This window comes from Parahaliea maris, assembly GCF_008064665.1.
Lineage (GTDB): Bacteria > Pseudomonadota > Gammaproteobacteria > Pseudomonadales > Halieaceae > Parahaliea > Parahaliea maris.
Genome location: NZ_VRZA01000001.1, coordinates 377,610 through 402,354, shown reverse-complemented (window position 1 = coordinate 402,354; position 24,745 = coordinate 377,610). Strand labels below are relative to the sequence as shown.

The following is a 24,745-nucleotide window of genomic DNA, read 5'->3' as shown; positions in this document are numbered from 1 at the left end:
TTTCCTTTCTCGTTCAATGATGTGGGACAAGGTTAATCGGGGCGCAAGAATACCACGCCAGCCCCGCGGTCAGGGCAGTACCCGCTTGTAGGGTTTGACCACCACCCGGCTGTACACGCCGGCATCCACGTAGGGGTCGGCGTCGGCCCAGGCGGTGGCGTCTTCCAGGCTGTCGAACTCCGCGATCACCAGGCTGCCGGTAAATCCGGCCTCGCCGGGGTCTTCGGTGTCCAGTGCCGGGTGCGGCCCGGCCACCAGCAGGCGCCCCTCATCGGCCAGGGTTTGCAGCCGGGCGAGGTGCGCCGGGCGGGCCTTCTGGCGCAGCGCGAGGCTGTTCTCAACGTCTTCAGTGAGTATGGCGTAATACATGGAGGGCAATCCTATTTGTCGAGGGCTTCCTGCTCTTTCAGGTGAGGACTCACGATCAGGGCGGTGAGAATGGTCAGTACAAGAGTGAAGCCGATGGCAGAGTACAGCTTGTAACTCACCCAGGTTTCCTCGCTGAACCCGTAGGCCACCACCAGGTTGAGCGCACCCACAATCAGGAAATTGGAGACCCAGAGCAGGTTGAGACGGGTCCAGATCGGGTGCGGCAACTGCAGCTGGGAGCCGAGAGTGCGCTCCATCAGGTTCTTCTCGCCGATGAACTGGGAGCCGCCAAAGACGATGGCCAGTACCCAGTTGAAGATGGTGGGCTTCCACTGGATAAACGCTTCATTGCGGAACACCAGAGTGGCGCCGCCGAAGATGCAAACAGCGAGTGTCAGCCAGATCAGACGCCGTTCCAGTTGGCGGGTCATCAGCCAGGTGACCAGCACCTGGGCGATAGTGGCGGCCATCAGCACCGCCGTGGCGCTGAAGATACCGTCCAGGGTGTAAGTCCAGTCACCGAAGGTGATGGTTTCGCCTTTCATCTGGTAGACGATGAAAAACAGGGCGATGGGTACAAATTCCAGAAGTTGTCTCATAGGGAATGCCAGTTGACGGGCGTGATACCATGCGGTGGTACGCGGACCTGCAGAAGGCCATTCCTTCGCAGGTGAATTTTAGATGCGAGAGTTTAAAGTTTGTGTTGATTGACTTCCACACCCATTCCTCGGCCTCCGATGGTGAATTGTCGCCCGGGGATTTGCTCGCGCGCGCCCGGGAACGGGGTATCCGCGCCTTTGCCATCACCGATCACGATACGGTGGGGGGCTACCTGGCGGTGCGCGACAGTGCCCTGGACAACACTATGACACTCGTTTCGGGGGTAGAGTTCTCCTGTCGGTGGTCGGGGGTTACCGTGCATATCGTCGGGCTCGGTATGGAGGTGGAGCATCCCGCCATGCAGGAGGGGCTGGATCGCCTCGCCGGGGCCCGCCTCGAGCGAGCCGCCAAAATTGGCGCGCGACTGGAGAAGCTGGGTTTTGCCGGTGCCCTGGCCGGGGCCGAAGCCGAGGCCGGCGACAGCCAGCTCGGCCGCCCGCATTTCGCCGCGTGGATGGTGGCACAGGGGCACGTCGGCGATTTCAACGAGGCCTTCGACAAATACCTGGGGCAGGGCAAGACGGGGGATGTGAAAGCCTTCTGGCCGGAACTGGAGGAGGTCACCCGCTGGATTGTGGACGCCGGTGGCACAGCCATCATCGCCCATCCCCTCAAGTACAAGTTCACCCGCACGAAGCTGCAGCGCCTGGTGCTGGATTTCAAGCAGGCGGGAGGCTCCGCCCTGGAGCTGGTCAACGGCCGTCAGAACCCGGAGCAGACCGCCACCCTGCGGCGGCTGGCGCTGGAATGCGACCTGGCGGTGTCCGCGGGCTCCGATTTCCATCGCGACAGCAGCTTCGGGCCCGACCTGGGCGTGGAATTTCGCGCCCCGGAGGGGCTGGACTGTGTCTCGCGGCGCTTCCTGCCGGCAGGGGGTGCGGCATGAGCCAGTTTTTCCAGATTCACCCGGAATCCCCCCAGGCCCGGCTGGTGCGCCAGGCGGTGGACATCATTCGCGGGGGCGGGGTGGTGGTCTACCCGACTGACTCGGCCTACGCCCTGGGTTGCCACATCGGTGACAAGCAGGCGGTGGACCGCATTCGCCGCATCCGCAAGCTGGACGACCGCCACAACTTTACCCTGGTGTGTCGGGATCTGTCGGAAATCGCCTCCTATGCCAAGGTCGACAACACGGTCTACCGCCTGCTGAAGCACGCCACCCCGGGCCCCTACACCTTTATCCTGCGGGCGACCTCCGAGGTGCCCCGGCGCCTGATGCACCCCAAGCGCAAGACCGTCGGCCTGCGGGTGCCGGACAACGCCATCGCCCAGGCCCTGCTGGCGGATCTGGGCCAGCCCCTGATGAGTGTGACCCTGATCATGCCAGGGGACGAATTCCCGTTGATCGATCCTTACGACATCCGCGAGACCCTCGAACACCACGTCGACCTGGTCATCGACGGCGGCTATTGTGGCATGGAGCCGACCACGGTGGTTGACCTCGCCGACGACACGCCGATGTTGCTGCGCAGCGGCAAGGGCGACCCGGCGCCGTTCGAGGTCTGAGCCCGCAGCGGACTCGCGCCAAGCGGCCCCGGCTCAGGTATACTCACCCCAGACTATGGCAGGTGAACACGTGAACGAGACCAATTCCCAGGCGGAGCCCGCCCCCGGCGAGTCCGGTGCGCCCGACGCAGCCGCGGCCACGCCTCCGGGAGGCGCCCCCGAGCGTCCCCAGCAGGGGGAAATGCCCTTCGCGGTCGTACTGGGCAAGGCGATGACCGAACTGCCCAAGGACCTCTACATTCCCCCCCAGGCGCTGGAGGTGTTCCTGGAGGCCTTTGAGGGGCCCCTCGACCTGCTGCTCTACCTGATACGGCGCCAGAATCTCGACATTCTCGAGATCGACGTGTCCGAGATCACCGCACAATACATGCAGTACGTCGAACTGATGGATGCCATGCAGTTCGAGCTGGCGGCGGAATACCTGCTGATGGCCGCCATGCTGGCGGAGATCAAGTCGCGCATGTTGCTGCCGCGCTCTACCGAGATCGACGAGGACGAGGAGGACCCGCGGGCCCAGCTCATTCGCCGGCTGCAGGAGTACGAGCGCTTCAAGAAGGCCGCCGAGGATATCGAGGAAATGCCCCGGCTGGAGCGCGACACCTGGGTGGGTAGCGCCAATCCGCCGGACCTCAACCGCAGCCGGCCGGATCCGGAAGTGGACATGCGCGAGCTGCTGCTGGCCCTCGGCGAGGTGCTGCGCCGTGCCGATATGTTCGAGAGCCACCACATCCAGCGCGAGGCCCTGTCGACCCGGGAGCGCATGGCGGAGGTGCTGGAGCAATTGTCCGGGGCGCAGTTCGTGCCCTTTGTGTCACTGTTTTCCCATCGCGAGGGGCGACTGGGCGTGGTGGTGACCTTTCTCGCGGTGATGGAACTGATCAAGGAGTCCCTGGTGGAGATCGTGCAGAGCGAACCCTTCGGGCCCATTCACGTTAAAGCGCGGGCCGAGTAAGCCCCCAACAGGACATGGCAGAAATCAACCTGGTACAGATAATCGAGGGGGCCCTGCTGGCGGCGGGCAAGAGCCTGTCGGTGGCCCAGATCGGCGAACTTTTCGAGGAGCACGAGCGGCCGGACAATACCGCCATCCGCGAGGCCCTGGCCGAGATCGGTGAGCGCTGCGAGGACCGCGGCTTCGAGTTGCAGGAGGTGGCCAGCGGCTTTCGCTTCCAGGTGCGCCAGAATCTCAGCCCCTGGGTGGCCCGCCTGTGGCACGAGCGGCCGCAGAAGTACTCGCGCGCGCTGCTGGAAACGCTCGCCCTGATCGCCTATCGCCAGCCGATTACCCGCGGTGAAATCGAGGAGATTCGCGGCGTGGCGGTGAGCTCCAACATTATCAAGACCTTGCACGAGCGGGAGTGGATTCGTGTGGTGGGGCATCGCGACGTGCCCGGTCGCCCGGCCATGTACGCCACCACCCGTCAGTTCCTCGACTATTTCAACCTCAAGAACCTGGATCAGTTGCCGGCGCTGGCGGAAATACGCGACCTTGAGACCCTGAATGCGGAGCTCGGCTTCTCCGAGCCGGTAGCCGAAGCCGCCAACGAGTCGACGGATACCGGCGCCGCAGAAGACGCTCTGGAAGCGTCTGCGGAACCGCAGGACGAGTCCAGCACAGAGGCCGGGGCCGAAGATGGTCTGGGCACCCCACCCCTGCCCGGGCTTACCGTCGTGGGCGGAACAGAATTTGCCGGCGCGACTTTCGCGCCTGAAATCGCGCCTGATACCGCGCCTGAAGAGGAATCCCCGGAACCGGATGAGCAACACAGTCCAGAAACCAACGAAGACGGGGAACCGCGTGTCTGAGTCCCCGTCACTGAACGATAGCGAAGCCAAGGCCTCCCCGCGCACGGGTGAAAAACTGCAGAAAGTCCTGGCCCGCACCGGGCTCGGCTCCCGGCGCGAAATGGAACGCTGGATCGAAGAGGGCCGGATCGCCGTGGACGGCAAGCCCGCGCGCCTGGGTGACCGGGTCGATGACAGCGCCCGCATCGCCATCGATGGCCGCCCCCTGGATCGGGCCCCGGCGGAGGAAACCCGCTGCATCCTGTACCACAAGCCCACGGGGGAAGTCTGTTCGCGCAAGGATCCCCAGGGCCGGCGCACGGTGTTTCAGCGCCTGCCCAAGCTCAAGAGCGGCCGCTGGATATCCATAGGCCGGCTGGACTACAACACCTCCGGTCTGTTGCTGTTCACGACCGACGGCGAACTGGCCAATGCCCTGATGCACCCCTCGTCCAATATCGAGCGCGAGTACATGGTGCGGGTGATGGGGGATGTCAGGCCCGAGCACCTCGAGGCACTGCTTGCAGGCGTGATGCTGGAAGACGGGCTGGCGAAATTTACCGATATCCAGGACGGCGGCGGCGACGGTATCAATCACTGGTATTACGTGGTGATCATGGAGGGGCGCAACCGCGAAGTGCGCCGCCTGTGGGAGTCCCAGGGCCTGACGGTGTCGCGCCTCAAGCGGGTGCGCTATGGCGAGGTGTTCATCCCCTCCCGGGTCAAGCAGGGTCAGTGGACTGAGCTGGAGAACAAGGAAATCAAGAGCCTGTACCGGATGGCCGACCTGCCACAGAAAAAAGTGCGCAAGGCGAGCATCAAGGAGCGGGAAAAAATGGAACGCCAGTTCGGCAAGCGCGACGGCCGGGGCAGTGCCCGCAAAGGCGGCAAGCCCGCCGGTGGCACGGGTCCCTCCCGCAAGCGGGGCTGACCGGGCCCGGGCAGCCCCAGGCTGTCCCTGAGTGGTCTTGGCTGGTCTTGGCAATAGCGCCGAATGGCCTGCGCTGGCGAGACGGGTACACAGGAGGCGTTGTGCGGATTCACCGGGATTACGGGCGCCGGCTGAGCCTGGCGCTGCTGGCGCCGTGGCTGCTTAGCCCGCTGCTACAGGCGGCGCCAGCGGAGATAGCCGGCGAGGCGGCGGGGGGCGAGGCTGCCCCGGCAGCTCGCTACCAGGCCTGGATCGAGGCCATGAAATCTTCACCCAGAGGGCCTTTCAGGCGGGTGCGCTGGTTCTGCCAGGACGGTGAAATCCTGCCACCCGAACCCTTTGCCTGCCGTGACCACGGCGGCGGTTTCCAGCATGGCGAGTGGACCGAGCAGACCCTTGTGCTGCGCGAGCGGGGCTACTTCATTGCCAATATCCTCGCGGGCATCGACCCCGCGACGTTTCTCGATGCCGACCACGCGATGGACGCCTACGGCCAGTTGATCATCGAGAAATATCTGGTCAATGTCGACGACGGCTGGATTCTGCGCAGGGCCCGCACTGTTCGCGGCGCAATTCAGGCTGAGGATGAAAACGCCGGCGGCCGGGAATTGCTGCTGGCGATGGTGCAGCGCCCGGAGTGGATCGGCCCGCGGTTTCTGGCCCTGCGCGCCGGGCTGCGCCTGCTGCCCCACGGCAGCGATTCGACCACGGTACAGCAGGTTCGCGAACAGGCGGTGGTGCTGGCAGAGCGCGATCCGGGTTTCTCCGGCTTGCGGGCCAAGATTCACGGCGCCCCGGATGGCGGAGACGCCACCCGGGTGCGGGATTACGCCGCCGGGCGCGCCGCCTCAGAACGCGCGCCCTACCTGGCCCTGGCAGACGCCATCGACGAGCTGTACCGGGCCGAACCCCTGGCGGGTGAGCTGGAGAGTCTGGCGGCGAAGTACACCGCCGCCCCCTGGCTGCAGGAGCGCCTGCGCATCGCCGCTGCCGGCCTCGGGCCGGACAGTCCCGCCGATACGCGGCTGACAGCGAGCGCGTCACTGCTGGCCGACCTGCGCACCCACCTCGAGCGTGTCCATTCGCCCTGGGTGCGTCTCGAGCTGCTGGACCTCGGCGTGGACCTGGAGCGGGAGTTTTTCCGGGCCGCGGCGGATCTCGGCCCCCGTGTCGAAGAGGCTACCCGGCGGCAACAACTGCACTGGCTGGCCCAGGCGGGCAACGCCGCCTATGGCACCGGGCTGTTAAACACCCGATTGCAGGCGGCCCTGCAGGAAGCCATTGCCGCTGGGCATGACAGTGGTAGGTCGCTGACCATGTCGCTGGAAGAGTACCGCGACCTGTTGCGCTACCTGGCGCGAGCGCCGGGATGGGGAAACCAGGCCCTGCGCATGCAATTCCAGGGCTCGGTGGTCACCCTGACGGGAATCGAGCCGCGGGCGGCGCAGTTCCTGCCCGACCAGCTGCGCGGCAGTCCCCTGCTGTTCTACTCGCGAGTTCTCGACAGTCTCGCCCGGGATGGCAATCGCCTGGCGGGTGTTCGGCACCGGTTGTTTGGCCGTGAAATCGGCGTGGGCTTCAATGCGCTCAACCCCGGCCTGGCCCAGGGAATTCTGCACACCTCGCCCGATCTCGACGACCTTGGCAACCTGGATCCCGACGGTATCTACCTGCTCCCGGAAACCGTGGCCGACCTGCCGCCGGTGGCGGGCATTCTCACCGGCGGCGAAGGTAACCCCCTGTCGCACATTCAACTGCTGGCGCGCAATCTCGGTATCCCCAATGTGACGGTGGACGAAACCCTGCAGCGCGAGCTGGTCCGCTACGAGGGCAATCGAGTGGTGCTGGCGGTCAGTGATTCCGGCCTGGTGGAGCTGTCCCTGTGGGACGAGCAATGGAGCGAGGTCTTCGCCAGTAACCGGGGAGTGACCAGCGTCAGGATTGAGCCGGACCTCGACAAACTGGACCTGGAAGTGCGCCGCTTCCTGCCGCTGGCGGAGTTGCGGGCGGAGGACTCGGGCCGGGTCGTCGGCCCCAAGGCGGCCAAGCTGGGGGAACTGCGGGCCCTGTTCCCACAGCAGGTATCCCGGGGGCTGGCAATTCCCTTCGGCCTGTTTTACCAGGAAGTGCTGGCGCGTCCCTACCCGGGAGGCGGGGGCAGTATTTTTGCCTGGATGCAGGCCAATTACGCAAGGCTGGCCCAGTTGCCGGCGGGTAGCGCTACCCGTGCCGAAGCCACCGAGCGCTTTCGCGCAGAGCTCTATGACCTGGTGGTGACCAGTGAGATGAGCCCGGCCTTTCGCGATATGCTGCGACAGGCCTACACCCGGGCTTTCGGCGAGGACAGCCCCGGCGTGTTTGTGCGCTCTGATACCAATGTGGAAGACCTCCCCGGTTTCACCGGTGCCGGGCTCAACCTGACCCTGCCCAACGTGGTGGGCTTCGACAATCTCCTGCGCAGTATCCACCGGGTCTGGGCCTCGCCCTTCAGTGCCCGTGCCTTCGCCTGGCGCCAGGCCCACATGAGCCAGCCGGAACACGTGTACACCTCTATCCTCCTGCTGGAATCCGTGGCATCGGACAAGTCCGGGGTGATGGTCACCCAAGATATCGACAGCGGCCGCCACGACGTGATTTCGGTTGCCGTCAATGAGGGCCTCGGCGGCGCCGTCGACGGGCAGGCGGCGGAGTCCCTGCGAGTTTCCCTGCAGACCGGGGCAGTGAAGGTGCTGGCCACCGCAACGGCGCCCTGGCGGCGGGTGCCCGACCCCCGGGGAGGCATCCTGCAATTGCCCGCCAGCGGCAGTGATACCGTGTTGCAGCCGCATGAGATCGACACCCTGGTGGAATTTGCCCGGGTGCTGCCCCAGCGCTTTCCGGCGATCACCGACGAACAGGGCCACCCGGCCCCGGCGGACGTTGAGTTCGGGTTTGAGGGCGGTGAGTTGCGCCTGTTCCAGCTGCGTCCGTTCCTCGAGAGCCGTCAGGCCCAGGGTATTGCCTACCTGCAGGGGATGGAGGCGCGGCTGGCCGATATCGACGCTGTGACGGTGGCGCTGGATGAAGTGCCGGTGGCAGCGCCATGAGCAGAATACTGTTCGCTCTGCTGTTGCTGTGCGCCGTGAATTTCGCCGGCGCCTGGCCGCTGGATGGCTATCCCGACACCGGCATTCGCCGGGTGGAGGGCTCGCGCCTGGCCAATGAGGGTCTGGTGAACGATATCAGGCAGCCCCCCGGCGCCCTGTTACCGACGTCGGCGGTGCAGTTGCGGCTGCGGGATTATCCCGATCTCGCCATTCCCGCGCCCGACCCGGACTTTACCGCGGAGGTGCTCGGGCTTTTGGGCGACGAGGTGGATCGTTACGCCCTGGCCCTGCTGGACCTCACCGACCCCAATGCGCCGGTATACGCCGAATATCGGGGTGACGCCGCCCAGAATGTGGGCAGTGTGGGCAAAGTGATCGCCGCCCTGGGCCTGTTCCAGGCGCTCGCCGAAACCTGGCCCGACCCGGTACAGCGGCAGCAGGTGCTGCGCGACACCGCGCTGGTGGCCGATGATTTTTCCCAGAGCGACCATCACACGATACGCCTGTTCGACGTGGCGCAGCGCACGCTGCAACGTCGCCCGATGCAGATCGGCGATACCGGCTCACTGTGGGAGTACCTGGACTGGACCCTCTCGGTGAGCTCCAATTCGGCGGCTGCGATGGTGCAGCGTGACGCCATGATGATGCGGGCGCTGGGACGCGGCTATCCGCCGGCGCCTGCCGCCGTGGACGGTTTTTTTCGGGAGCGCAGTCGCGCAGAGCTGACCCGGCTCTACCAGCAAACCTTCTGGGATCCGGTCACCGCCAACGGTATGTCCCTGGGCGCGTTTCGCCAGGGCAGTTTTTTTACCCGGGGCGGCAAGCGCCGGGTCGATGGCGGCGGCGACAGTTATGCGACCCCCCGCGGCCTGCTGGATTTCGCGTTGAAAATGGAGCAGGGAAAACTGGTGGACCCCTGGAGCAGCCTGCAGCTCAAGCGCCTGTTGTATGTGACCGAGCGGCGCATTCGCTATGCATCGGCGCCCGAGTTGAAGAACGCCGCGGTGTATTTCAAGACCGGGTCGCTGTACCGCTGCAAGGCCGAGGAGGGGTTTGAGTGCCACCCCTACCACGGCAACGTCTACAACTACATGAACGCGCTGGCGATTGTCGAAGAACCGGTTGAGGGGGCGGCGGGAGAGCGCCAACTGCACTACATCGCAGTGCTGCTATCCAATGTGTTGCGGCGCAACGGGGCTGTGGATCATCAGCGGGTTGGTGGCGCTATTCATGAAATGCTACGCCGCCGCCACCAGCCGCATGAGTCACTGGTTTCCGCCGCTGCACAGGCTGGCGCAGCGCCAGGGCATTGATCGGTTCCGCCAGCTGTTCGAGCCACTCCGAGCCGTCGTGATCGCGGCTCAGGGCCACCAGTACATAGGCCTCATCGCCACGGCGCACCAGTGCGCTGTCGGCGTGGAAGGTCCTCCAGGTGCCGGATTTGCGGAACAGCTGTAACCCGGATTCACCCGCCAGGCCCTTGACGAACTTGTGGTTGATGCCCGGTCGGGACAGCGCTTCCAGCATCATTCTGTCCTGTCGGGGGCTCACCAGCTCGCTTTCGTGCAGGCGGCAGTAGAAGCGCGCCACCTGGTAGGTGGTGGCAGCGTGTGACAGGCCCTTGAGCGGGTCGCGATGGAAGGCCGGGTGCTTGTTGTAGGGCTTGCCCAGCCACAGTCCGCCGCCTTCCTCGGCATTGTAGAAGCCGTACTTCGGCGACTGCAGGACGTCCAGCAGGCGCTCGCCCCCTACGGCCTCCAGTACCCGGTTGGCGCAGTCGTTACAGGAGTAGCGGATCATGTCCTGTATGTCCTGACGCAGGGAGCGGTCGGGCTTCAGCCAGCCCTCATCCATGCCCACCGCGGCGCCCAGCAGGATGGCGATTTTCGGCAGGCTGGCGGCGTAGAGCATGTCGTTGCCGTTGATCTGGGCCAGGCGGGGGTGTTCATCATCCGTCAGGACCAGCAGGGACAGGGCGAGGTCACCGCGCTCGGTGGCCTCGGTCAGCCCGAGCTCGTCGACCAGCGATTCGAGGGATTGCTGCAGCTGCGGGTCGCCCGCCTGTTCCAGTTCGCAGTGGTTGGGCGCTACTTCGGCCATTGCCGAACCGGCCAGCAGCGCGGAGGCCAGTAGCAGCCAGCGTGGAATCAGCTTAGCCCTGCGCATCGAACGCCTGCCCGTGCACGCCGGCACTGTCGTCACCCATCAGGTAGAGGTAGGCCGGCATGATGTCCGCCGGGCCGGGGTTGTCGGTGGGGTTTTCCGCCGGGTAGGCGGCCCGCCGCATCGCGGTATTGGTGGCGCCGGGGTTCAGGCTGTTCACCCGCACCTGCGAGGTGTTTTCCAGCTCGGCCGCCAGTACCTGCATCAGGCCTTCGGTGGCAAACTTGGAGACCGCATAGGCGCCCCAGAACGCCTTGCCGCGGCGGCCCACGCTGGACGAGGAAAAGATCAACGAGGCGGTGGGAGCGCGCTGCAACAGGGGCAGCAGGTGGCGGGTCAGTAGGAACTGGGCATTGACGTTGACCTGCATCACCTCTTCCCAGGCTTTCCAGGTGGCGCTTTCGATGGGGCGACGTTCGCCGAGCACGCTGGCATTGTGCAGGAGGCCGTCGAGCCGGCCAAAGTTCTCCTCGATGGCCTGGGCCAGTTCCCGGTAGGACTGTTCGTCGGCACTGGCCAGATCCACGGGGAAAATGGCCGGCTGCGGATGACCCGCGGCCTCGATGGCATCGTACACGGCCTCCAGTTTGTCGACGGTGCGCCCGAGCAGTATAACCGTGGCACCGTGGGCAGCGTAAGTCTCGGCAGCGGCCCGGCCGATGCCGTCACCGGCGCCGGTCACCAGTACCGTTTTGCCCGCCAGCAGGTCGGGGCGCGCCTGGTAGCCGGCAGGCGCGGTAGAAATTTGTTGCAAAGTGTCCCTCTCTGGCCGGCAAGAGGCCGACCAATCAAAACTGGATAATCAGGTTGTGCAGCTCGGTGCTGCAACTAACAGCGGCGTCGGCGCCCCAGCAGTCGGGGTCGTCGTCGGCCTCGATATAGCCATACAGCGCGGCTATGGTGTGCATCCCTGCCCGGCGTCCTGCCTCGATATCCCGCCGGTGGTCGCCGACGTAAATGGTCCCTGCGGGGCTGCGGCCGAGTTGGCGGCAGGCCAGGTAGAGGGACTCCGGGTGTGGCTTGCGCTCACGGACGTCGTCCGGACAGACGACGCTGCCGGCGGCGGGTTCCATGGCCAGCGCCTCCAGCAAGGGCATAGTGTAAGCCCGCGGCTTGTTGGTGGAAATACCCCAGGGCACATCGCGCTCGGCCAGGGCGAGTATGAGTTCCGGAATTCCCGGGTAGGGCGCGGCACTCGTGCCCAGTACTTCGCTGTAGAGATCGAGCAAGCGCAGGCGTTTGGATTCGAACTCCGGCGCCGTCTCCTCGATGTCCAGGGCCAGCTGGGTCAGGGCCCGGGCGCCGTTGGAGACCGAGGCGCGGATACGCTGTTCGTCCATCGGCGGCAGGTCGTGCTCGGCGCGCAGGGCCTGTACCACCACGACAAATTCGCTGGCGGTATCGACCAGGGTGCCGTCCAGGTCGAACAGTACGGCCTGTAATGGCTGCTTGAGTGGCTGCTTGCGGTTATTCATGCCGGTACTCATGCGGGTTTCTGGGCTCTCACCATGTAGTTCACCGAGACATCGGTGGGGTGCAGGCGGTAGTGTTTGGTGAGGGGGTTGTAAGTGAGACCGGTGCTTTCCCGCAGCAGCAGGCCGGCATCGCGAATCCAGCCGGCCAGCTCCGAGGGCTTGATGAACTTGCTGTATTCATGGGTGCCGGCGGGCAGCAGTTCCAGCAGGTACTCGGCGCCGACAATGGCAAAGGCGAAGGCTTTCGGATTGCGGTTGATGGTGGAGAAATACAGGTTGCCACCGGGCCGTGCCAGCTCGGCACAGGCCGCCACCACCGAGGCCGGATCCGGAACGTGCTCGAGCATTTCCAGGCAGCACACCACGTCGAAAGTCTCTGGCGCTTCGGCTGCCAGGCCTTCGGCCGTGCTTTGCCGATAGTCCACCTCCACGCCAGACTCCAGTTGATGGATGCGAGCCACCGAGAGGGGGGCCTCGCCCATGTCGATGCCGGTAACCTCGGCGCCGCGCTGGGCCATGGCCTCGGCCAGGATGCCACCACCGCAGCCCACGTCCACCAGCCGCTTGCCGGCTACGGGTGAGTGCTCATCGATGAAGTTGGCCCGCAGCGGGTTGATTTCGTGCAGGGGGCGGAACTCGCTGTTGCGGTCCCACCAGCGTGAGGCCAGGGCCTCGAACTTGGCGATTTCCTCGGGGTCGACATTGCTGTGCCCGGGGTTCCCGGTCGGGTTGTCGGTGGCTTGCTGTTGACTCATGCCTTGGTTGTCCTCTTGGTCGCGATGCGCTGCTGCCAGTTGGCAACCCGCGCCGCCAGTGCAGTGGTGTCGATAGTGGTAAGGCGTCCGTCCCTGAGCAGCGGCTGGCCAGCCACCCAGTTGTGGGTGACTTCACTGCCGTTACAGGCGTATACCAGCTGGGACAGGGCATTGTGGACGGGTTGGGTCGCCGGGCCCGAGAGGTCCACGGCGATGAGATCGGCCTGCTTGCCCACCTCCAGGCTGCCCACCTGGTCGTCGATACCCAGGGCGCGGGCGCCCCCCAGGGTGGCCATCTCCAGCGCGGCGGCCGCGGGCAGGGCACTGGCGTCCAGTCGGCTGACCTTGGCCAGCAGAGCGGCGGCCTGCAGTTCGGCGAAGAGGTTAAGCGTGTTGTTGCTGGCGGCACCGTCGGTGCCCAGGGCGAGATTGACCCCGGCCTCCTGCAGAGCGGTGACCGGGCAGATGCCGGAGCCCAGTTTCATGTTGGAGCGGGGGCAGTGCACCACGTGGGCGCCGCTGGCGGCCAGCAGGGCGATATCCTGCTTGCCGAGGTCGGTCATGTGCACGCACTGGGTGCGCGGGCCCAGCAGCCCCAGGCGGTCGAGGCTGTCGATCGGGCGCTCACCCGTCGTTTCCACAGCCTGCAGCACCTCTGCGGCGGTTTCGTGCAGGTGTATCTGGACCGGGAGGTCGAGCTCCGCGGCCAGGGTGGCGACCCGGGCCAGGTCGGCCTCGGGTACGGTGTAGGTGGCGTGGGGCCCGAACACGGCGGTAATCAGTTCGTCGTGCTTCAGGGTGTCGCGCAGGGCGAGGCCCTTGCTGATGCACTCGCCGGCGTCCCTGGCCCAGGCAGTCTGGAAGCCGATGATCGGAATGGACAGCTGGCAGCGCATCCCGGCGGCCTGCACTGCGCGGGCAGTGGCTTCGGGAAAGAAGTACATGTCACTGAAAGTGGTGGTGCCCGAGCGAATCATTTCCGCCATGGCCAGTTCCGTGCCGTCGGCCACGAACTCGTCCGAGACGTGGGCGGCCTCGGCAGGCCACATGTGGTCTTCCAGCCAGGGCATCAGCGCATAGTCGTCGGCATAACCGCGCAGCAGGCTCATGGCGGCGTGGCCGTGGGCATTGACCAGGCCGGGCAGCAGTACGTGGCTGGGCAGTTCCAGTGTCTCGTCGGCCTGCCAGCCGGCGAAGTCGGCGCGCGGCATCAGGGCGGCGATGCGGCCGCCGCGGATAGCGAGGCTGTAACCCGTCATGACCTGGCCGGTCGGCGTTACGGGAATGATCCAGCCGGGATGGATCAGGGTGTCTGCCTGTTTGTCCGTAGCGATGGGGGGGGTACTCATGCACGCCTTACCATGGGGGCAGGGCTTTCGAGCCCGACCGGAATTTGCCGAAAAAATAACCAGCGGGCCGGGCCCGCGGAGGGGCTGCCGGCCCGCGCGCGCCAGTATAACCGCAAATGGTGCGCCGCCGCCCCGGCAGGGGCCGAAAACGGTAAAAACGTGGCGACTGGCGGGCATCTTCCGTATAATCGGCGGTTTGTGTCGGGGTCTGTGCAGTGCCGCAAAGGGGCTATTGAAGCCCACTGCCACCGCGCTGCCACTGTGTCCCGCATCGAGAATAATACCCCTCGCTTTTCGCTGAAGGAATTCGCTGTAAATGGGTGAATTAGCCAAAGAGATACTGCCCGTCAATATCGAGGACGAGCTGAAACAGTCGTACCTCGATTACGCCATGAGCGTGATTGTCGGGCGCGCCCTGCCAGATGTCAGGGACGGCCTCAAGCCGGTGCACCGCCGCGTGTTGTTTGCCATGAACGAGCTGAGCAACGACTGGAACAAGGCCTATAAAAAGTCGGCCCGTGTGGTCGGTGACGTGATCGGTAAGTACCACCCTCACGGAGATTCCGCGGTGTACGACACCATCGTGCGGATGGCCCAGCCCTTCTCCATGCGCTACATGCTGGTGGATGGCCAGGGCAACTTCGGGTCCATCGACGGTGATAACGCTGCGGCCATGCGCTACACCGAAATCCGCATGCGCAAGATCTCCCACGCCATGCTGGCCGATCTCGACAAAGAGACGGTGGACTTCGTCGACAACTACGACGGCACCGAGCGCATCCCCGCCGTGTTGCCCACCCGGGTGCCGAGCCTGCTGATCAATGGTTCTTCCGGCATCGCGGTGGGTATGGCCACCAACATCCCGCCCCACAACCTGCGGGAAGTGGTCAGCGGCTGTCTGGCGCTGATGAACAACCCGGACATCACCGTGGATGAGCTGATGGAGCACATCCCCGGTCCCGATTTCCCCACCGGTGCCATCATCAATGGCCGCGCCGGCATCATCCAGGCCTATCGCACCGGACGCGGGCGGATCTACGTGCGCGCCAAGGCCGAGGTGATCACCGACGAGAAACGGGGCAAGGACACCATTATCGTCCACGAGATTCCCTACCAGCTGAACAAGGCGCGCCTTATCGAGCGCATCGCCGAGCTGGTTAAAGAGAAGAAGATCGAGGGCATTACCGAACTGCGGGACGAGTCCGACAAGGACGGTCTGCGGGTCGTAATCGAGCTGCGTCGCGGCGAAATGGGCGACGTGGTTCTCAACAACCTCTACTCCCAGACCCAGCTGCAGTCCGTGTTCGGCATCAACATGGTGGCGCTGGTAGACGGCCAGCCCAAGATCCTCAATCTCAAGGAGGTGATCGAGGCCTTTATACGCCACCGTCGCGAGGTGGTGACCCGGCGTACCGTCTACTTGCTGCGCAAGGCCCGGGAACGCGGCCACATCCTTGAAGGCCTCGCGATTGCCCTGGCCAACATCGACCCGGTCATCGAGCTGATCAAGGCCAGCCCGAGCTCCGCCGAGGCCAGGGAAAAGCTGATCGCCCAGTCCTGGGAACCCGGTGACGTCATTGCCATGCTCGAGCGTGCCGGCGACGACGCCTGCCGCCCCGAAGACCTGGAGCCCCAGTTCGGCCTTCACGATGGCCGGTACCACCTGTCACCGGCCCAGGCCCAGGCCATCCTCGACCTGCGCCTGCACCGCCTGACCGGCCTCGAGCACGAAAAGCTGCTCAACGAGTACGGGGAGAAACTGGCGGAAATTGCCGACTACCTGGAAATTCTGGCCGACCCGGACCGCCTGAAACTGGTGATCCGCGAAGAGCTGGAAGAGATCGTCACCGAGTTCGGCGACGACCGCCTCACCGAGATCACCGCGTCCCAGCACGACCTCACCGTGGAAGACCTCATCACCGAGGAAGACCGGGTGGTCACCATCTCCCACGGCGGCTACGCCAAGACCCAGCCCCTGTCCGACTACCAGGCCCAGCGCCGCGGCGGCATGGGCAAGTCGGCCCTGGCGGTCAAAGACGAGGACTTCGTCGAACACCTGCTGATCGCCAGCACCCACGCCAACATCCTCTGCTTCACCAACATGGGCAAGGTGTACTGGCTCAAGGTCTTCCAGATCCCGCTGGCCGGGCGTAACTCCCGCGGCCGGCCCATGGTCAACCTGTTGCCGCTGGAAGACGGCGAGCGCGTGACCTCCATCCTGCCGGTGAACGAGTACACCGAGGGCTATTACATCTTCATGGCCACCGCCAACGGCACCGTGAAGAAAACCGCCCTGCCGGACTTCTCCCGCCCCCGCAGCGTGGGCCTGCGCGCCCTCGAACTGGAAGAGGGCGACGTACTGGTGGGCACCGCCATCACCAACGGGAAGAACGACGTCATGCTGTTCTCCTCCGAAGGTAAAGCCGTGCGCTTCAGCGAGGAAAACGTCCGCGCCATGGGTCGTACCGCCAAGGGCGTGCGCGGCATCGCCCTCGGCGAAGGCCACCGCATGCTGTCGCTGATCATTCCCCAGGAAGGCGGCCGCGTACTGACCGCCTCCGAGAATGGCTACGGCAAGCGCACCCCCGTTACCGAGTACCCGACCAAGGGTCGCGGCACCAAGGGCCTGATCGCCATGGCCACCACCGAACGTAACGGCAACCTGGTGGGCGCCGTGCAGGTGTTCGAGGGCGACCAGCTTATGCTCATCTCCAACCAGGGTACCCTCGTACGCACCCGCGCCGACGAAGTCTCCGAACTGGGCCGTAACACCCAGGGCGTGCGCATCATCCGCACCAAGGAAGGCGAATTCCTGGTGGGCGTGGAACGCATCGAGGAGCCGGAAGAAGACGAGGTGCTTGACGGCGAGGTCGAAGCGGTGGAAAGTGCTGCGCCCGAAGCTGACGGTGATTCCACCAGCAGCGATGCAGCGCCGGAAGAAGATTCAAGCGACGACTAGAAATATGCCTCGCATCCCTGTCGGTGGCGGGGAGCGAGGCGTAGTCCGCGGGGGGAGGGTGTAGTGACTGTGTGAGGCATGGATGCCGAGCACAAGCCCCCATGGACGGGTTCACGGCGTGTCACGGAACCCTCCCCCCGCGGAGTGCGCCGGGCTACGGGGTGCCGTGGAACGCGCCGGCCTACGAAGCTCCAGAAAGTTATGAGTAGGCGTCGACAAAAAGTATTTCAGTACATCACATGTCGTGATGCGTTAGGGAAACCAAACCAATGACCCGCAAATACAACTTCTGCGCCGGCCCCGCCGCTCTACCGGAAGCCGTGCTGGAAACCGCCCGCAACGAAATGCTCGACTGGCACGGCAGCGGCCTGTCCATCATGGAAATGAGCCACCGCAGCCCCGAGATCGTCGGCATCGCCGAACGCGCCGAGGCCGACCTGCGGCAACTGCTCAGTATCTCCGACGACTACGCCGTCCTGTTCCTGCAGGGCGGTGCCAGCACCCAGTTCTCCGCCGTGCCCCTCAACCTGCTGGGTGGTAAGACCAGTGCCGACTACGTCAACACCGGGCAGTGGTCCAAAAAGGCGATTGCCGAAGCCAAACGCTACGGCGGCGTCAACGTTGTCGCGTCCTCCGAAGATACCAACTTCAGCACCATCCCTGCCTTCGATTCCTGGCAGCTGGACAAGGACGCCGCGTACCTCCACTACACCCCCAACGAAACCATTGGTGGCGTGGAGTACTTCTGGACGCCCAAAGTGGACGTACCGCTGGTGGCAGACATGTCCTCCACCATCCTGTCCCGGCCGATCGACGTCTCCGAATTTGGCGTCATCTACGCCGGTGCCCAGAAAAACATCGGGCCCGCCGGCCTGACTTTGGTCATCGTGCGCAAGGACCTGCTGGGTCGCGCCGCCGACATCTGCCCCGCCATGCTCAACTGGCAGGTGGCGGCCGACAACGACTCCATGTACAACACGCCGCCCACCTACGCCCTGTACCTGGCCGGGCTGGTGTTCGACTGGCTCAAGGCCCAGGGTGGACTTGAGGCAATGGAAGCCATTAATCGCCGTAAAGCCGGGAAGCTTTACGCCGCCATCGACGGCAGCGACTTCTACGCCAACCCGGTTGAGCTGGCCAGTCGCTCCCTGATGAACGTACCCTTCACCCTGGCGGACGACAGCCTCGACAAGGCCTTCCTGGCCGAGGCGGACGAAGCCGGCCTGCTCAACCTGAAGGGGCATCGCTCAGTGGGCGGCATGCGTGCCAGCATCTACAATGCGGTGGGTGAAGACGCGGTCGATGCCCTGATCGCCTTCATGCACGACTTCGAACAACGTCATGGCTGATAAACGCACCCTCGAGGAAGTCCGCAAGGATATCGACGCCATCGATCAGGAGATCCAGGCGCTGATCAGTCGCCGGGCCCAATGCGCCCAGCGTGTGGCCGATATCAAGCTGGAGCAGATGCAGATTGCTCGCGAATCGGGTCAGGAGCCGGGCGAAGTCGTCTACTACCGCCCCGAGCGGGAGGCCCAGGTCCTCAAGCGCATCATGGATCGCAATGCCGGTCCGCTGCAGGGCGAGACCGTCGCGCACATTTTTCGCGAGATCATGTCCGCCTGCCTGGCCCTGGAAAAGCCCCTGCAGGTGGCCTATCTCGGCCCTGAGGGCACGTTTACCCACGCCGCCACCATCAAGCATTTCGGCCACGCCGCGATTCCCGAGTCCCAGAGCACCATCGACGCCGTGTTCGCCCAGGTGGAATCGGGGGAGTGTAACTACGGGGTGGTGCCGGTGGAGAACTCCACCGAGGGCATGGTCAACCACACCCTCGACAATTTCATGGACTCGCGCCTGAAGATATCCGGCGAAGTGGAGATGCCCATCGTCCACCACCTGCTGGTGGCGCCGGGCACCGGGCAGGGCGCGATTACCAAAATCTGTGCCCACCAGCAGGCCCTGGCCCAGTGCCGCAACTGGCTGGACCTGCACTGGCCCAATACCGAACGCGAGGCCGTGAGCAGCAACGGCGAGGCCGCGCGGCTGGCGGCCAGCACCCCGGCGGGTGTTGCCGCCGTGGCGGGGGATATGGCGGCGGAGCTCTACGGGCTGGAGAAGCTCGCGGAGCACATCGAAGACTACGCCGACAACACCACCCGCTTCCTGGTGGTCGGCCGGGAGGAGGTGCCCCCCAGCGGGCGCGACAAGACCTCGATCATCGTGTCCAGCCGCAACAAGCCGGGCGCCCTGTACGCCCTGCTGGACCCCTTCCGCAAGGCCGGTGTCAGCCTGACCCGCATCGACACCCGGCCCTCACGCACGGAAAAGTGGGCCTACGTGTTCTTCATCGAGTTCGAGGGGCATTTGCAGGATGACAACATCCGTGCCATTGTCGGGGAACTCGAAGAGCAGTCGATTCTGCTCAAACCCCTTGGTTCCTATCCCCGGGCGGTCCTGTAGTCCGCTCTACAGATTGTTATGGCAGAGCGTATCGACACTACCCTCATCCTGGGCCTCGGCCTGATTGGCGGCTCCCTGGCCCGCTCACTGAAGGCGCGGGGTTTCAGCCGGCAGGTGATTGGCTACGGCCACCGCGAAGCCTCCCTCTTGCGGGGGGTGGAGCTCGGGGTGATCGACAGTTATCACCTCGACCTGGACGAGGCCCTGGCCGCGGCGGACCTGATCGTGGTGGCGACGCCGACCCTGGTGGCGGCGGACATGCTGAAACAGATCCTGCCGCGACTCGCCGAGTTGGGCCGGACCCCGGTGATCACCGATGTGGCCAGTGTGAAGGGCAATTTGCAGCAGGCCGCCGTGGCGGCTCACGGCGGCATGCCGCCCAACCTCGTGCTGGGACACCCCATTGCCGGCTCAGAGAGAAGCGGGGTGGAAGCCTCCCGGGAAGACCTGTTCGTGAACCACCGGGTGATCCTGACCCCGGCGCCGGAAAACGACCCGGCCGCCATCGCGCTGGTGCGGGAGATGTGGGAGCTTACCGGCGCTGAGGTCGTGGACATGGCGGTGTCGGATCACGACGCGGTACTGGCGGCGACCAGCCACCTGCCGCATATGCTGGCCTATGCGCTGGTGGACGCGCTGGCCCAGAGCCCAATGAGTACCGATATTTTCCGCTTTGCTGCGGGGGGCTTCCGTGACTTTACCCGGATTGCCTCTTCGGACCCGGTGATGTGGCGGGATATCGCCATTGCCAACCGCGACGCGGTGCTGGTGGCCATGGACCTGTTCAGCGAGCACCTGGCGCAACTGCGTGCCGCTGTCGCTACAGAAGATGCCGATGGCATGCTGCACACCTTTACCCGCGCCAAGGCCGCGCGGGATGAATTCGCCGTGATGCTGGAAGCCCGCAGCCGCAAGTCATAGCGGTTGCCCGGCCCCGGTTATACGAGCCTGGAGAAGTAGGAACTATGGAATTCAAGTTGATGCCCGGTGGTACCGTGACTGGCGAGGCCCGGGTGCCGGGGGATAAATCCATCTCCCACCGTTCTATCATGCTCGGCGCCCTGGCCGAGGGTACCACCCGGGTCAGTGGCTTCCTCGAGGGTGAGGATGCCCTGGCAACCGTGGCGGCATTTCGCGCCATGGGCGTGCGAATCGAAGGCCCCGAAGACGGCGAAGTCGAGATCAGCGGTGTGGGTTTGCACGGGCTCAAGGCGCCGGCGCACGCCCTGGACGTAGGCAATTCCGGTACCACTATCCGCCTGCTCTCCGGTCTGCTGGCAGGGCAGGATTTTGACGTTGAGATCACCGGTGACGTGTCGCTGCAGAAGCGGCCTATGGGGCGGGTGATGGAGCCTCTGGCCCGGATGGGAGCAAAAATCGACGGCAGTGACGGCAAGCCGCCCCTGAAAATCACCGGGGGACAGGCGTTGCAGGGTATCCACTACGATCTGCCGATGGCCTCCGCCCAGGTGAAGTCCTGCGTGCTGCTGGCAGGTCTCTACGCCGATGGACGGACTTCCGTCACCGAGCCGGCGCCGACCCGGGACCATACCGAGCGTATGCTGCGGGGCTTCGGTTACGAAGTGAAAAACGAGAACGGCGTGATCAGCCTGGCCGGTGGTGGCAGCCTCCAGGGTTGTGAAATTGATGTGCCAGCGGATATTTCCTCGGCGGCTTTTTTCCTGGTGGCCGCCAGTATTGCGCCCGGTTCCGATCTGTTGCTGACCCACGTGGGCATCAACCCCACCCGTATCGGGGTGATCAATATCCTGACCCTGATGGGCGCCGATATCACCCTCAAGAACGAGCGCGAGGTGGGCGGTGAACCGGTCGCAGATATCCGGGTACGCTACGCACCCCTCAAGGGTATCGAGATTCCGGAAGACCAGGTGCCCCTGGCCATCGACGAGTTCCCGGCCCTGTTTATCGCTGCGGCCTGCGCCGAGGGGCGCACTGTGCTGCGTGGGGCAGAGGAGTTGCGGGTCAAGGAAAGTGATCGTATCGCCGCCATGGCGGAGGGCCTCACCACCCTTGGCGTACAGAACGAGGTGCTGGAAGACGGCATTATCATCGACGGTGGTCCGCTGGGCGGCGGTGTGATTTACACCTACCACGATCACCGGATCGCCATGGCCTTCTCTATCGCCGCGCTGCGGGCGGAGCAGGAAATTCGCGTCATGGACTGCGACCACGTGGCCACTTCCTTCCCGGGGTTCGACGCGCTGGCCCGAGGGCTGGGCCTGCAACTGACCGCCCTGGCGGACGACTGAGCCGCGCCATGAGCCAGGCACCGGTCATCACCGTCGACGGCCCCAGTGGGGCCGGCAAGGGCACCATCAGCCACCTGCTGGCAGAAGAACTCGGCTGGCACTTCCTGGACAGCGGCGCCCTGTACCGGGTGACCGGCCAGGCCTGCCTGATCGAAGGGGTGAGCTGGGATGACCATCCCGCGGTTACCCGGGTGGCACGCCACCTGGAGGTGACTTTCACCGCCGCCGACAACGGCGAGATCCTTGTGGCTTATAAAGGCCGGGATGTCAGCCGTGAAATCCGCACGGAAGAGGGCGGTCGCGGCGCCTCGACTGTGGCGGCCATCCCCTCGGTGCGCGAGGCCCTGTTGGCGCGCCAGCGCGAGTTTTTGCAGCCCCCCGGCCTGGTGGCCGACGGCCGCGACATGGGTACCGTGGTGTTTCCCCATGCCCCCCTCAAAATCTTCCTCACCGCCTCTGCCGAGGAGCGCGCCCGGCGCCGTTTTGATCAGTTGCGAGCAAAGGGAGAAAATGTTAGTCTCCCGCGCCTTCTTGAGGACATAGAGGAGCGAGATGCGCGTGATAGCCAGCGCGAAGTCGCTCCCCTGCTGCCCGCAGAGGACGCCGTCGTGATCGACAGCACCGCGCTACCCATCGCGGATGTGTTCGCGAAGGTGATGCAGGAAGTGTCGGCAAAAGGCCTCAAATAGGCCGTAAAAGCCCCTATCTTCCCTTAAGTTGTAAGCAAGACGCTGCGCCAAAGGCCGGTCCAGAAGTGGTCCTGGCGGAGCGATTATTCAGTGACCCGAGCCGGCTGGCGGCACGGTGCAGGCAGGTAACTGCCAAACCAATTAACAGGTAATGTGTAATGAGCGAATCATTCGCTGAACTTTTTGAAGAAAGTCTGAAAACTGTCGAAATGGAGCCCGGTAGCATTGTTACCGGTGTTGTCATCGACATCGATAACGAGTGGGTCACCGTCCACGCGGGCCTCAAGTCCGAAGGCGTGATTCCTCGTGCCCAGTTCACCGATGCCGCAGGCGAATGCAGCCTGAGCATTGGCGACGAAGTACAGGTGGCACTGGAAACCGTAGAAGACGGTTTCGGTGAAACCAAGCTGTCCCGTGAAAAAGCCAAGCGCGCTGAAGCCTGGAAAGAGCTGGAAGCCGCGCACGAAGCCGACGAAGTGGTTACCGGCGTTATCAATGGCAAGGTCAAGGGCGGCTTCACCGTCGACATCAACTCCATCCGCGCGTTCCTGCCCGGATCCCTCGTGGACGTGCGCCCCGTGCGCGAAACCGCCCACCTGGAAGGTAAAGACCTGGAGTTCAAGGTCATCAAGCTGGACCAGAAGCGCAACAACGTTGTCGTTTCCCGTCGTGCTGTTATGGAAGCAGCCAACAGCGAAGAGCGCGAAGCCCTGCTGGAAGCCCTGCAAGAGGGTATGACCATCAAGGGTATCGTGAAGAACCTGACCGACTACGGTGCATTCGTTGATCTGGGTGGCGTAGACGGCCTCCTGCACATTACCGACATGGCCTGGAAGCGTATCAAGCATCCTTCCGAAATCGTGGAAGTGGGCCAGGAAATCGAAGTCAAGGTCCTCAAGTTCGACCGCGAGCGCAACCGCGTATCCCTCGGCCTCAAGCAGCTGGGCGAAGATCCGTGGGTGGAAATCACCAACCGTTACCCCGAAGGCAGCCGCGTTCAGGCGCGCGTTACCAACCTCACCGACTACGGCTGCTTTGCCGAGCTGGAAGAGGGTGTGGAAGGTCTGGTACACGTTTCCGAAATGGACTGGACCAACAAGAACGTACACCCCTCCAAGATCGTCCAGCTGGGCGACGAGGTAGAGGTAATGGTTCTGGATATCGACGAAGAGCGTCGTCGTATCTCCCTGGGTATCAAGCAGTGCCAGCAGAACCCCTGGGACGCCTTTGCCGCCACTTACAGCAAGGGCGACAAAATCTCCGGCAGCATCAAGTCCATCACTGACTTCGGTATCTTCATCGGCCTCGAAGGCAACATCGACGGCCTGGTGCACCTGTCCGACATCAGCTGGAACGAAGCTGGCGAAGAAGCGGTTCGCAACTACAAGAAAGGCGACGAGATCGAGACCGTTATCCTGTCTATCGATCCGGAGCGCGAGCGCATCTCCCTGGGCATCAAGCAGCTGGACGGTGATTCCTTCTCCGACTACGTTGCCGAGAACGACCGCGGTGCGATCGTGACCGGTGAAGTGGTTGAGGTTGAGGCGAAAGCCGTGATCGTGAAACTGGCCGACGACGTCGAAGGTGTACTGAAAGCCTCCGACATCAGCCGCGACCGTGTCGAAGACGCCCGTGCGTCCTTCAAGGTTGGCGACAGCGTGGAAGCGAAAATCGTTTCCGTCGACCGCAAGAACCGCGTTGTTGGCCTGTCCGTGAAAGCCAAGGACTACGACGACGAGAAAGAAGCTGTGAAGTCCCTGAAAGACCAGGACGAAGCAGCCTCTCCGGGCACCATCGGCGACCTGATCAAGGCGCAGATGAGCGAGCAGTCCTGATCGCTGTTAGCTGAAACGCTGTAAAAAAGGGCCCTTCGGGGCCCTTTTTTTCTTTATAAAATAACAACTTGCGCAATTGGTCCCGAGCGCTAAAATAGCTCAAAACGCGCCCCGGCGTATAAGACACCTCTGTACAGGAGGCGGAATGACCAAAAGCGAACTGATCGAGACCATTGCTGCCCGGCAGTCCCAGCTGTCGTCCAAGGACGTGGAGCTGGCGGTGAAGACCATACTTGAGCATATGTCCCAGGCCTTGGCCGTGGGCGAGCGGATAGAGATACGCGGGTTTGGCAGTTTCTCCCTGCACTACCGGGAGCCGCGCCGGGGCCGTAACCCCAAGACCGGCGACACCGTGGAGCTCACCGGCAAGTACGTGCCGCACTTCAAACCCGGCAAGGAGCTCAGGGAGCGGGTAAATCTCGGCCTGCAGGCAGGGCTCTGAGTTGCCGC

The 24,745-nt window shown here is 64.3% G+C and carries 22 protein-coding genes; 15 read left to right on the top strand and 7 right to left on the bottom strand.

Annotated elements, in window-relative coordinates:
* Positions 1–69 precede the first annotated feature (69 nt).
* Together FV139_RS01730 and FV139_RS01725 are read right to left on the bottom strand one after the other, a co-directional pair.
* Positions 70–369, bottom strand: a complete 300-nt coding sequence (locus tag FV139_RS01730; protein WP_148066515.1) for a YciI family protein — start codon at positions 367–369, stop codon at positions 70–72.
* Between the two features lie 11 nt (positions 370–380).
* Entirely contained in the window at positions 381–968 is a 588-nt protein-coding gene (locus FV139_RS01725; protein WP_148066514.1) for a septation protein A, read from the bottom strand.
* Positions 969–1,069: 101 nt separating this feature from the next.
* Here FV139_RS01725 and FV139_RS01720 point away from each other — a divergent pair, with 101 nt between their 5' ends.
* From FV139_RS01720 to FV139_RS01690, 7 genes are all read left to right on the top strand, one after another.
* Positions 1,070–1,915, top strand: a complete 846-nt coding sequence (locus tag FV139_RS01720; protein ID WP_235898478.1) for a PHP domain-containing protein — start codon at positions 1,070–1,072, stop codon at positions 1,913–1,915.
* A complete protein-coding gene (locus FV139_RS01715) occupies positions 1,912–2,535 on the top strand; it encodes an L-threonylcarbamoyladenylate synthase (RefSeq protein ID WP_148066512.1) in 624 nt (207 codons plus the stop codon). The genes FV139_RS01720 and FV139_RS01715 overlap by 4 nt, the downstream gene beginning before the upstream one ends.
* A gap of 55 nt (positions 2,536–2,590) precedes the next feature.
* Entirely contained in the window at positions 2,591–3,487 is an 897-nt protein-coding gene (locus FV139_RS01710; protein WP_148066511.1) for a segregation and condensation protein A, read from the top strand.
* 14 nt (positions 3,488–3,501) lie between these two features.
* Positions 3,502–4,341, top strand: coding sequence for an SMC-Scp complex subunit ScpB (gene scpB / locus FV139_RS01705; RefSeq protein WP_235898477.1), 840 nt, complete (start codon positions 3,502–3,504; stop codon positions 4,339–4,341).
* Positions 4,334–5,251 carry a 23S rRNA pseudouridine(2605) synthase RluB gene (gene rluB / locus FV139_RS01700; protein ID WP_235898476.1) on the top strand — a complete coding sequence of 306 codons (918 nt, stop codon included), beginning with the start codon at positions 4,334–4,336 and terminating at the stop codon, positions 5,249–5,251. The genes scpB and rluB overlap by 8 nt, the downstream gene beginning before the upstream one ends.
* A gap of 101 nt (positions 5,252–5,352) precedes the next feature.
* Positions 5,353–8,337, top strand: coding sequence for a PEP/pyruvate-binding domain-containing protein (locus FV139_RS01695; RefSeq protein WP_148066509.1), 2,985 nt, complete (start codon positions 5,353–5,355; stop codon positions 8,335–8,337).
* Positions 8,334–9,650, top strand: a complete 1,317-nt coding sequence (locus FV139_RS01690) for a serine hydrolase (protein ID WP_148066508.1) — start codon at positions 8,334–8,336, stop codon at positions 9,648–9,650. The genes FV139_RS01695 and FV139_RS01690 overlap by 4 nt, the downstream gene beginning before the upstream one ends.
* On the opposite strand, the gene FV139_RS01685 is transcribed toward FV139_RS01690, so the two are convergent.
* The 5 genes from FV139_RS01685 to FV139_RS01665 are packed head-to-tail and all read right to left on the bottom strand — an operon-like array spanning position 9,562 to position 14,079.
* Positions 9,562–10,503, bottom strand: coding sequence for a serine hydrolase (locus tag FV139_RS01685; protein ID WP_148066507.1), 942 nt, complete (start codon positions 10,501–10,503; stop codon positions 9,562–9,564). The two genes, FV139_RS01690 and FV139_RS01685, sit on opposite strands and share 89 nt — an antisense overlap.
* Positions 10,490–11,245, bottom strand: coding sequence for a YciK family oxidoreductase (locus FV139_RS01680; protein WP_148067032.1), 756 nt, complete (start codon positions 11,243–11,245; stop codon positions 10,490–10,492). The genes FV139_RS01685 and FV139_RS01680 overlap by 14 nt, the downstream gene beginning before the upstream one ends.
* Before the next feature lie 43 nt (positions 11,246–11,288).
* Positions 11,289–11,975: an HAD family hydrolase gene (locus tag FV139_RS01675; protein WP_148066506.1), complete on the bottom strand. Its 687-nt coding sequence runs from the start codon at positions 11,973–11,975 to the stop codon at positions 11,289–11,291.
* Positions 11,976–11,983: 8 nt separating this feature from the next.
* Entirely contained in the window at positions 11,984–12,730 is a 747-nt protein-coding gene (ubiG, locus tag FV139_RS01670) for a bifunctional 2-polyprenyl-6-hydroxyphenol methylase/3-demethylubiquinol 3-O-methyltransferase UbiG (RefSeq protein ID WP_148066505.1), read from the bottom strand.
* Entirely contained in the window at positions 12,727–14,079 is a 1,353-nt protein-coding gene (locus FV139_RS01665) for a TRZ/ATZ family hydrolase (RefSeq protein ID WP_187276349.1), read from the bottom strand. The genes ubiG and FV139_RS01665 overlap by 4 nt, the downstream gene beginning before the upstream one ends.
* 316 nt (positions 14,080–14,395) lie before the next feature.
* Between FV139_RS01665 and gyrA the strand changes: the two genes are divergently transcribed.
* From gyrA to ihfB, 8 genes are all read left to right on the top strand, one after another.
* Positions 14,396–17,038 (top strand): DNA gyrase subunit A, encoded by a 2,643-nt coding sequence (gene gyrA / locus FV139_RS01660; protein WP_148066504.1) that lies wholly within the window; start codon positions 14,396–14,398, stop codon positions 17,036–17,038.
* 269 nt (positions 17,039–17,307) lie between these two features.
* Positions 17,308–18,387 carry a 3-phosphoserine/phosphohydroxythreonine transaminase gene (gene serC, locus FV139_RS01655; RefSeq protein ID WP_148066503.1) on the top strand — a complete coding sequence of 360 codons (1,080 nt, stop codon included), beginning with the start codon at positions 17,308–17,310 and terminating at the stop codon, positions 18,385–18,387.
* The gene (gene pheA, locus FV139_RS01650) at positions 18,380–19,501 is read left to right on the top strand and encodes a prephenate dehydratase (protein ID WP_148066502.1); all 1,122 of its coding nucleotides are present in this window, start codon (positions 18,380–18,382) and stop codon (positions 19,499–19,501) included. The genes serC and pheA overlap by 8 nt, the downstream gene beginning before the upstream one ends.
* Positions 19,502–19,519: 18 nt before the next feature.
* Positions 19,520–20,422: a prephenate dehydrogenase/arogenate dehydrogenase family protein gene (locus FV139_RS01645; protein WP_148066501.1), complete on the top strand. Its 903-nt coding sequence runs from the start codon at positions 19,520–19,522 to the stop codon at positions 20,420–20,422.
* Positions 20,423–20,466: 44 nt separating this feature from the next.
* Positions 20,467–21,771: a 3-phosphoshikimate 1-carboxyvinyltransferase gene (aroA, locus tag FV139_RS01640; protein WP_148066500.1), complete on the top strand. Its 1,305-nt coding sequence runs from the start codon at positions 20,467–20,469 to the stop codon at positions 21,769–21,771.
* An 8-nt stretch (positions 21,772–21,779) separates the two neighbouring features.
* On the top strand, positions 21,780–22,460 hold the full coding sequence (gene cmk / locus FV139_RS01635) for a (d)CMP kinase (protein WP_148066499.1): 681 nt from the start codon (positions 21,780–21,782) through the stop codon (positions 22,458–22,460).
* 158 nt (positions 22,461–22,618) lie between these two features.
* Positions 22,619–24,295 carry a 30S ribosomal protein S1 gene (gene rpsA / locus FV139_RS01630; RefSeq protein WP_148066498.1) on the top strand — a complete coding sequence of 559 codons (1,677 nt, stop codon included), beginning with the start codon at positions 22,619–22,621 and terminating at the stop codon, positions 24,293–24,295.
* 118 nt (positions 24,296–24,413) lie between these two features.
* Complete coding sequence (gene ihfB / locus FV139_RS01625) at positions 24,414–24,737, top strand: integration host factor subunit beta (RefSeq protein ID WP_268939927.1); 324 nt, start codon at positions 24,414–24,416, stop codon at positions 24,735–24,737.
* The last annotated feature ends 8 nt before the right edge of the window (positions 24,738–24,745 follow it).

Coding starts and splice junctions, on each gene's coding strand:
- FV139_RS01725 (WP_148066514.1), bottom strand. CDS start 968: ATGAGACAACTTCTGGAATTTGTACCCATCGCCCTGTTTTTCATCGTC.
- pheA (WP_148066502.1), top strand. CDS start 18,380: ATGGCTGATAAACGCACCCTCGAGGAAGTCCGCAAGGATATCGACGCC.
- aroA (WP_148066500.1), top strand. CDS start 20,467: ATGGAATTCAAGTTGATGCCCGGTGGTACCGTGACTGGCGAGGCCCGG.
- FV139_RS01715 (WP_148066512.1), top strand. CDS start 1,912: ATGAGCCAGTTTTTCCAGATTCACCCGGAATCCCCCCAGGCCCGGCTG.
- FV139_RS01690 (WP_148066508.1), top strand. CDS start 8,334: ATGAGCAGAATACTGTTCGCTCTGCTGTTGCTGTGCGCCGTGAATTTC.
- gyrA (WP_148066504.1), top strand. CDS start 14,396: ATGGGTGAATTAGCCAAAGAGATACTGCCCGTCAATATCGAGGACGAG.
- ubiG (WP_148066505.1), bottom strand. CDS start 12,730: ATGAGTCAACAGCAAGCCACCGACAACCCGACCGGGAACCCCGGGCAC.
- FV139_RS01710 (WP_148066511.1), top strand. CDS start 2,591: ATGGCAGGTGAACACGTGAACGAGACCAATTCCCAGGCGGAGCCCGCC.
- scpB (WP_235898477.1), top strand. CDS start 3,502: ATGGCAGAAATCAACCTGGTACAGATAATCGAGGGGGCCCTGCTGGCG.
- cmk (WP_148066499.1), top strand. CDS start 21,780: ATGAGCCAGGCACCGGTCATCACCGTCGACGGCCCCAGTGGGGCCGGC.
- FV139_RS01665 (WP_187276349.1), bottom strand. CDS start 14,079: ATGAGTACCCCCCCCATCGCTACGGACAAACAGGCAGACACCCTGATC.
- FV139_RS01675 (WP_148066506.1), bottom strand. CDS start 11,975: ATGAATAACCGCAAGCAGCCACTCAAGCAGCCATTACAGGCCGTACTG.
- rpsA (WP_148066498.1), top strand. CDS start 22,619: ATGAGCGAATCATTCGCTGAACTTTTTGAAGAAAGTCTGAAAACTGTC.
- FV139_RS01730 (WP_148066515.1), bottom strand. CDS start 369: ATGTATTACGCCATACTCACTGAAGACGTTGAGAACAGCCTCGCGCTG.
- FV139_RS01645 (WP_148066501.1), top strand. CDS start 19,520: ATGGCAGAGCGTATCGACACTACCCTCATCCTGGGCCTCGGCCTGATT.
- FV139_RS01685 (WP_148066507.1), bottom strand. CDS start 10,503: ATGCGCAGGGCTAAGCTGATTCCACGCTGGCTGCTACTGGCCTCCGCG.
- serC (WP_148066503.1), top strand. CDS start 17,308: ATGACCCGCAAATACAACTTCTGCGCCGGCCCCGCCGCTCTACCGGAA.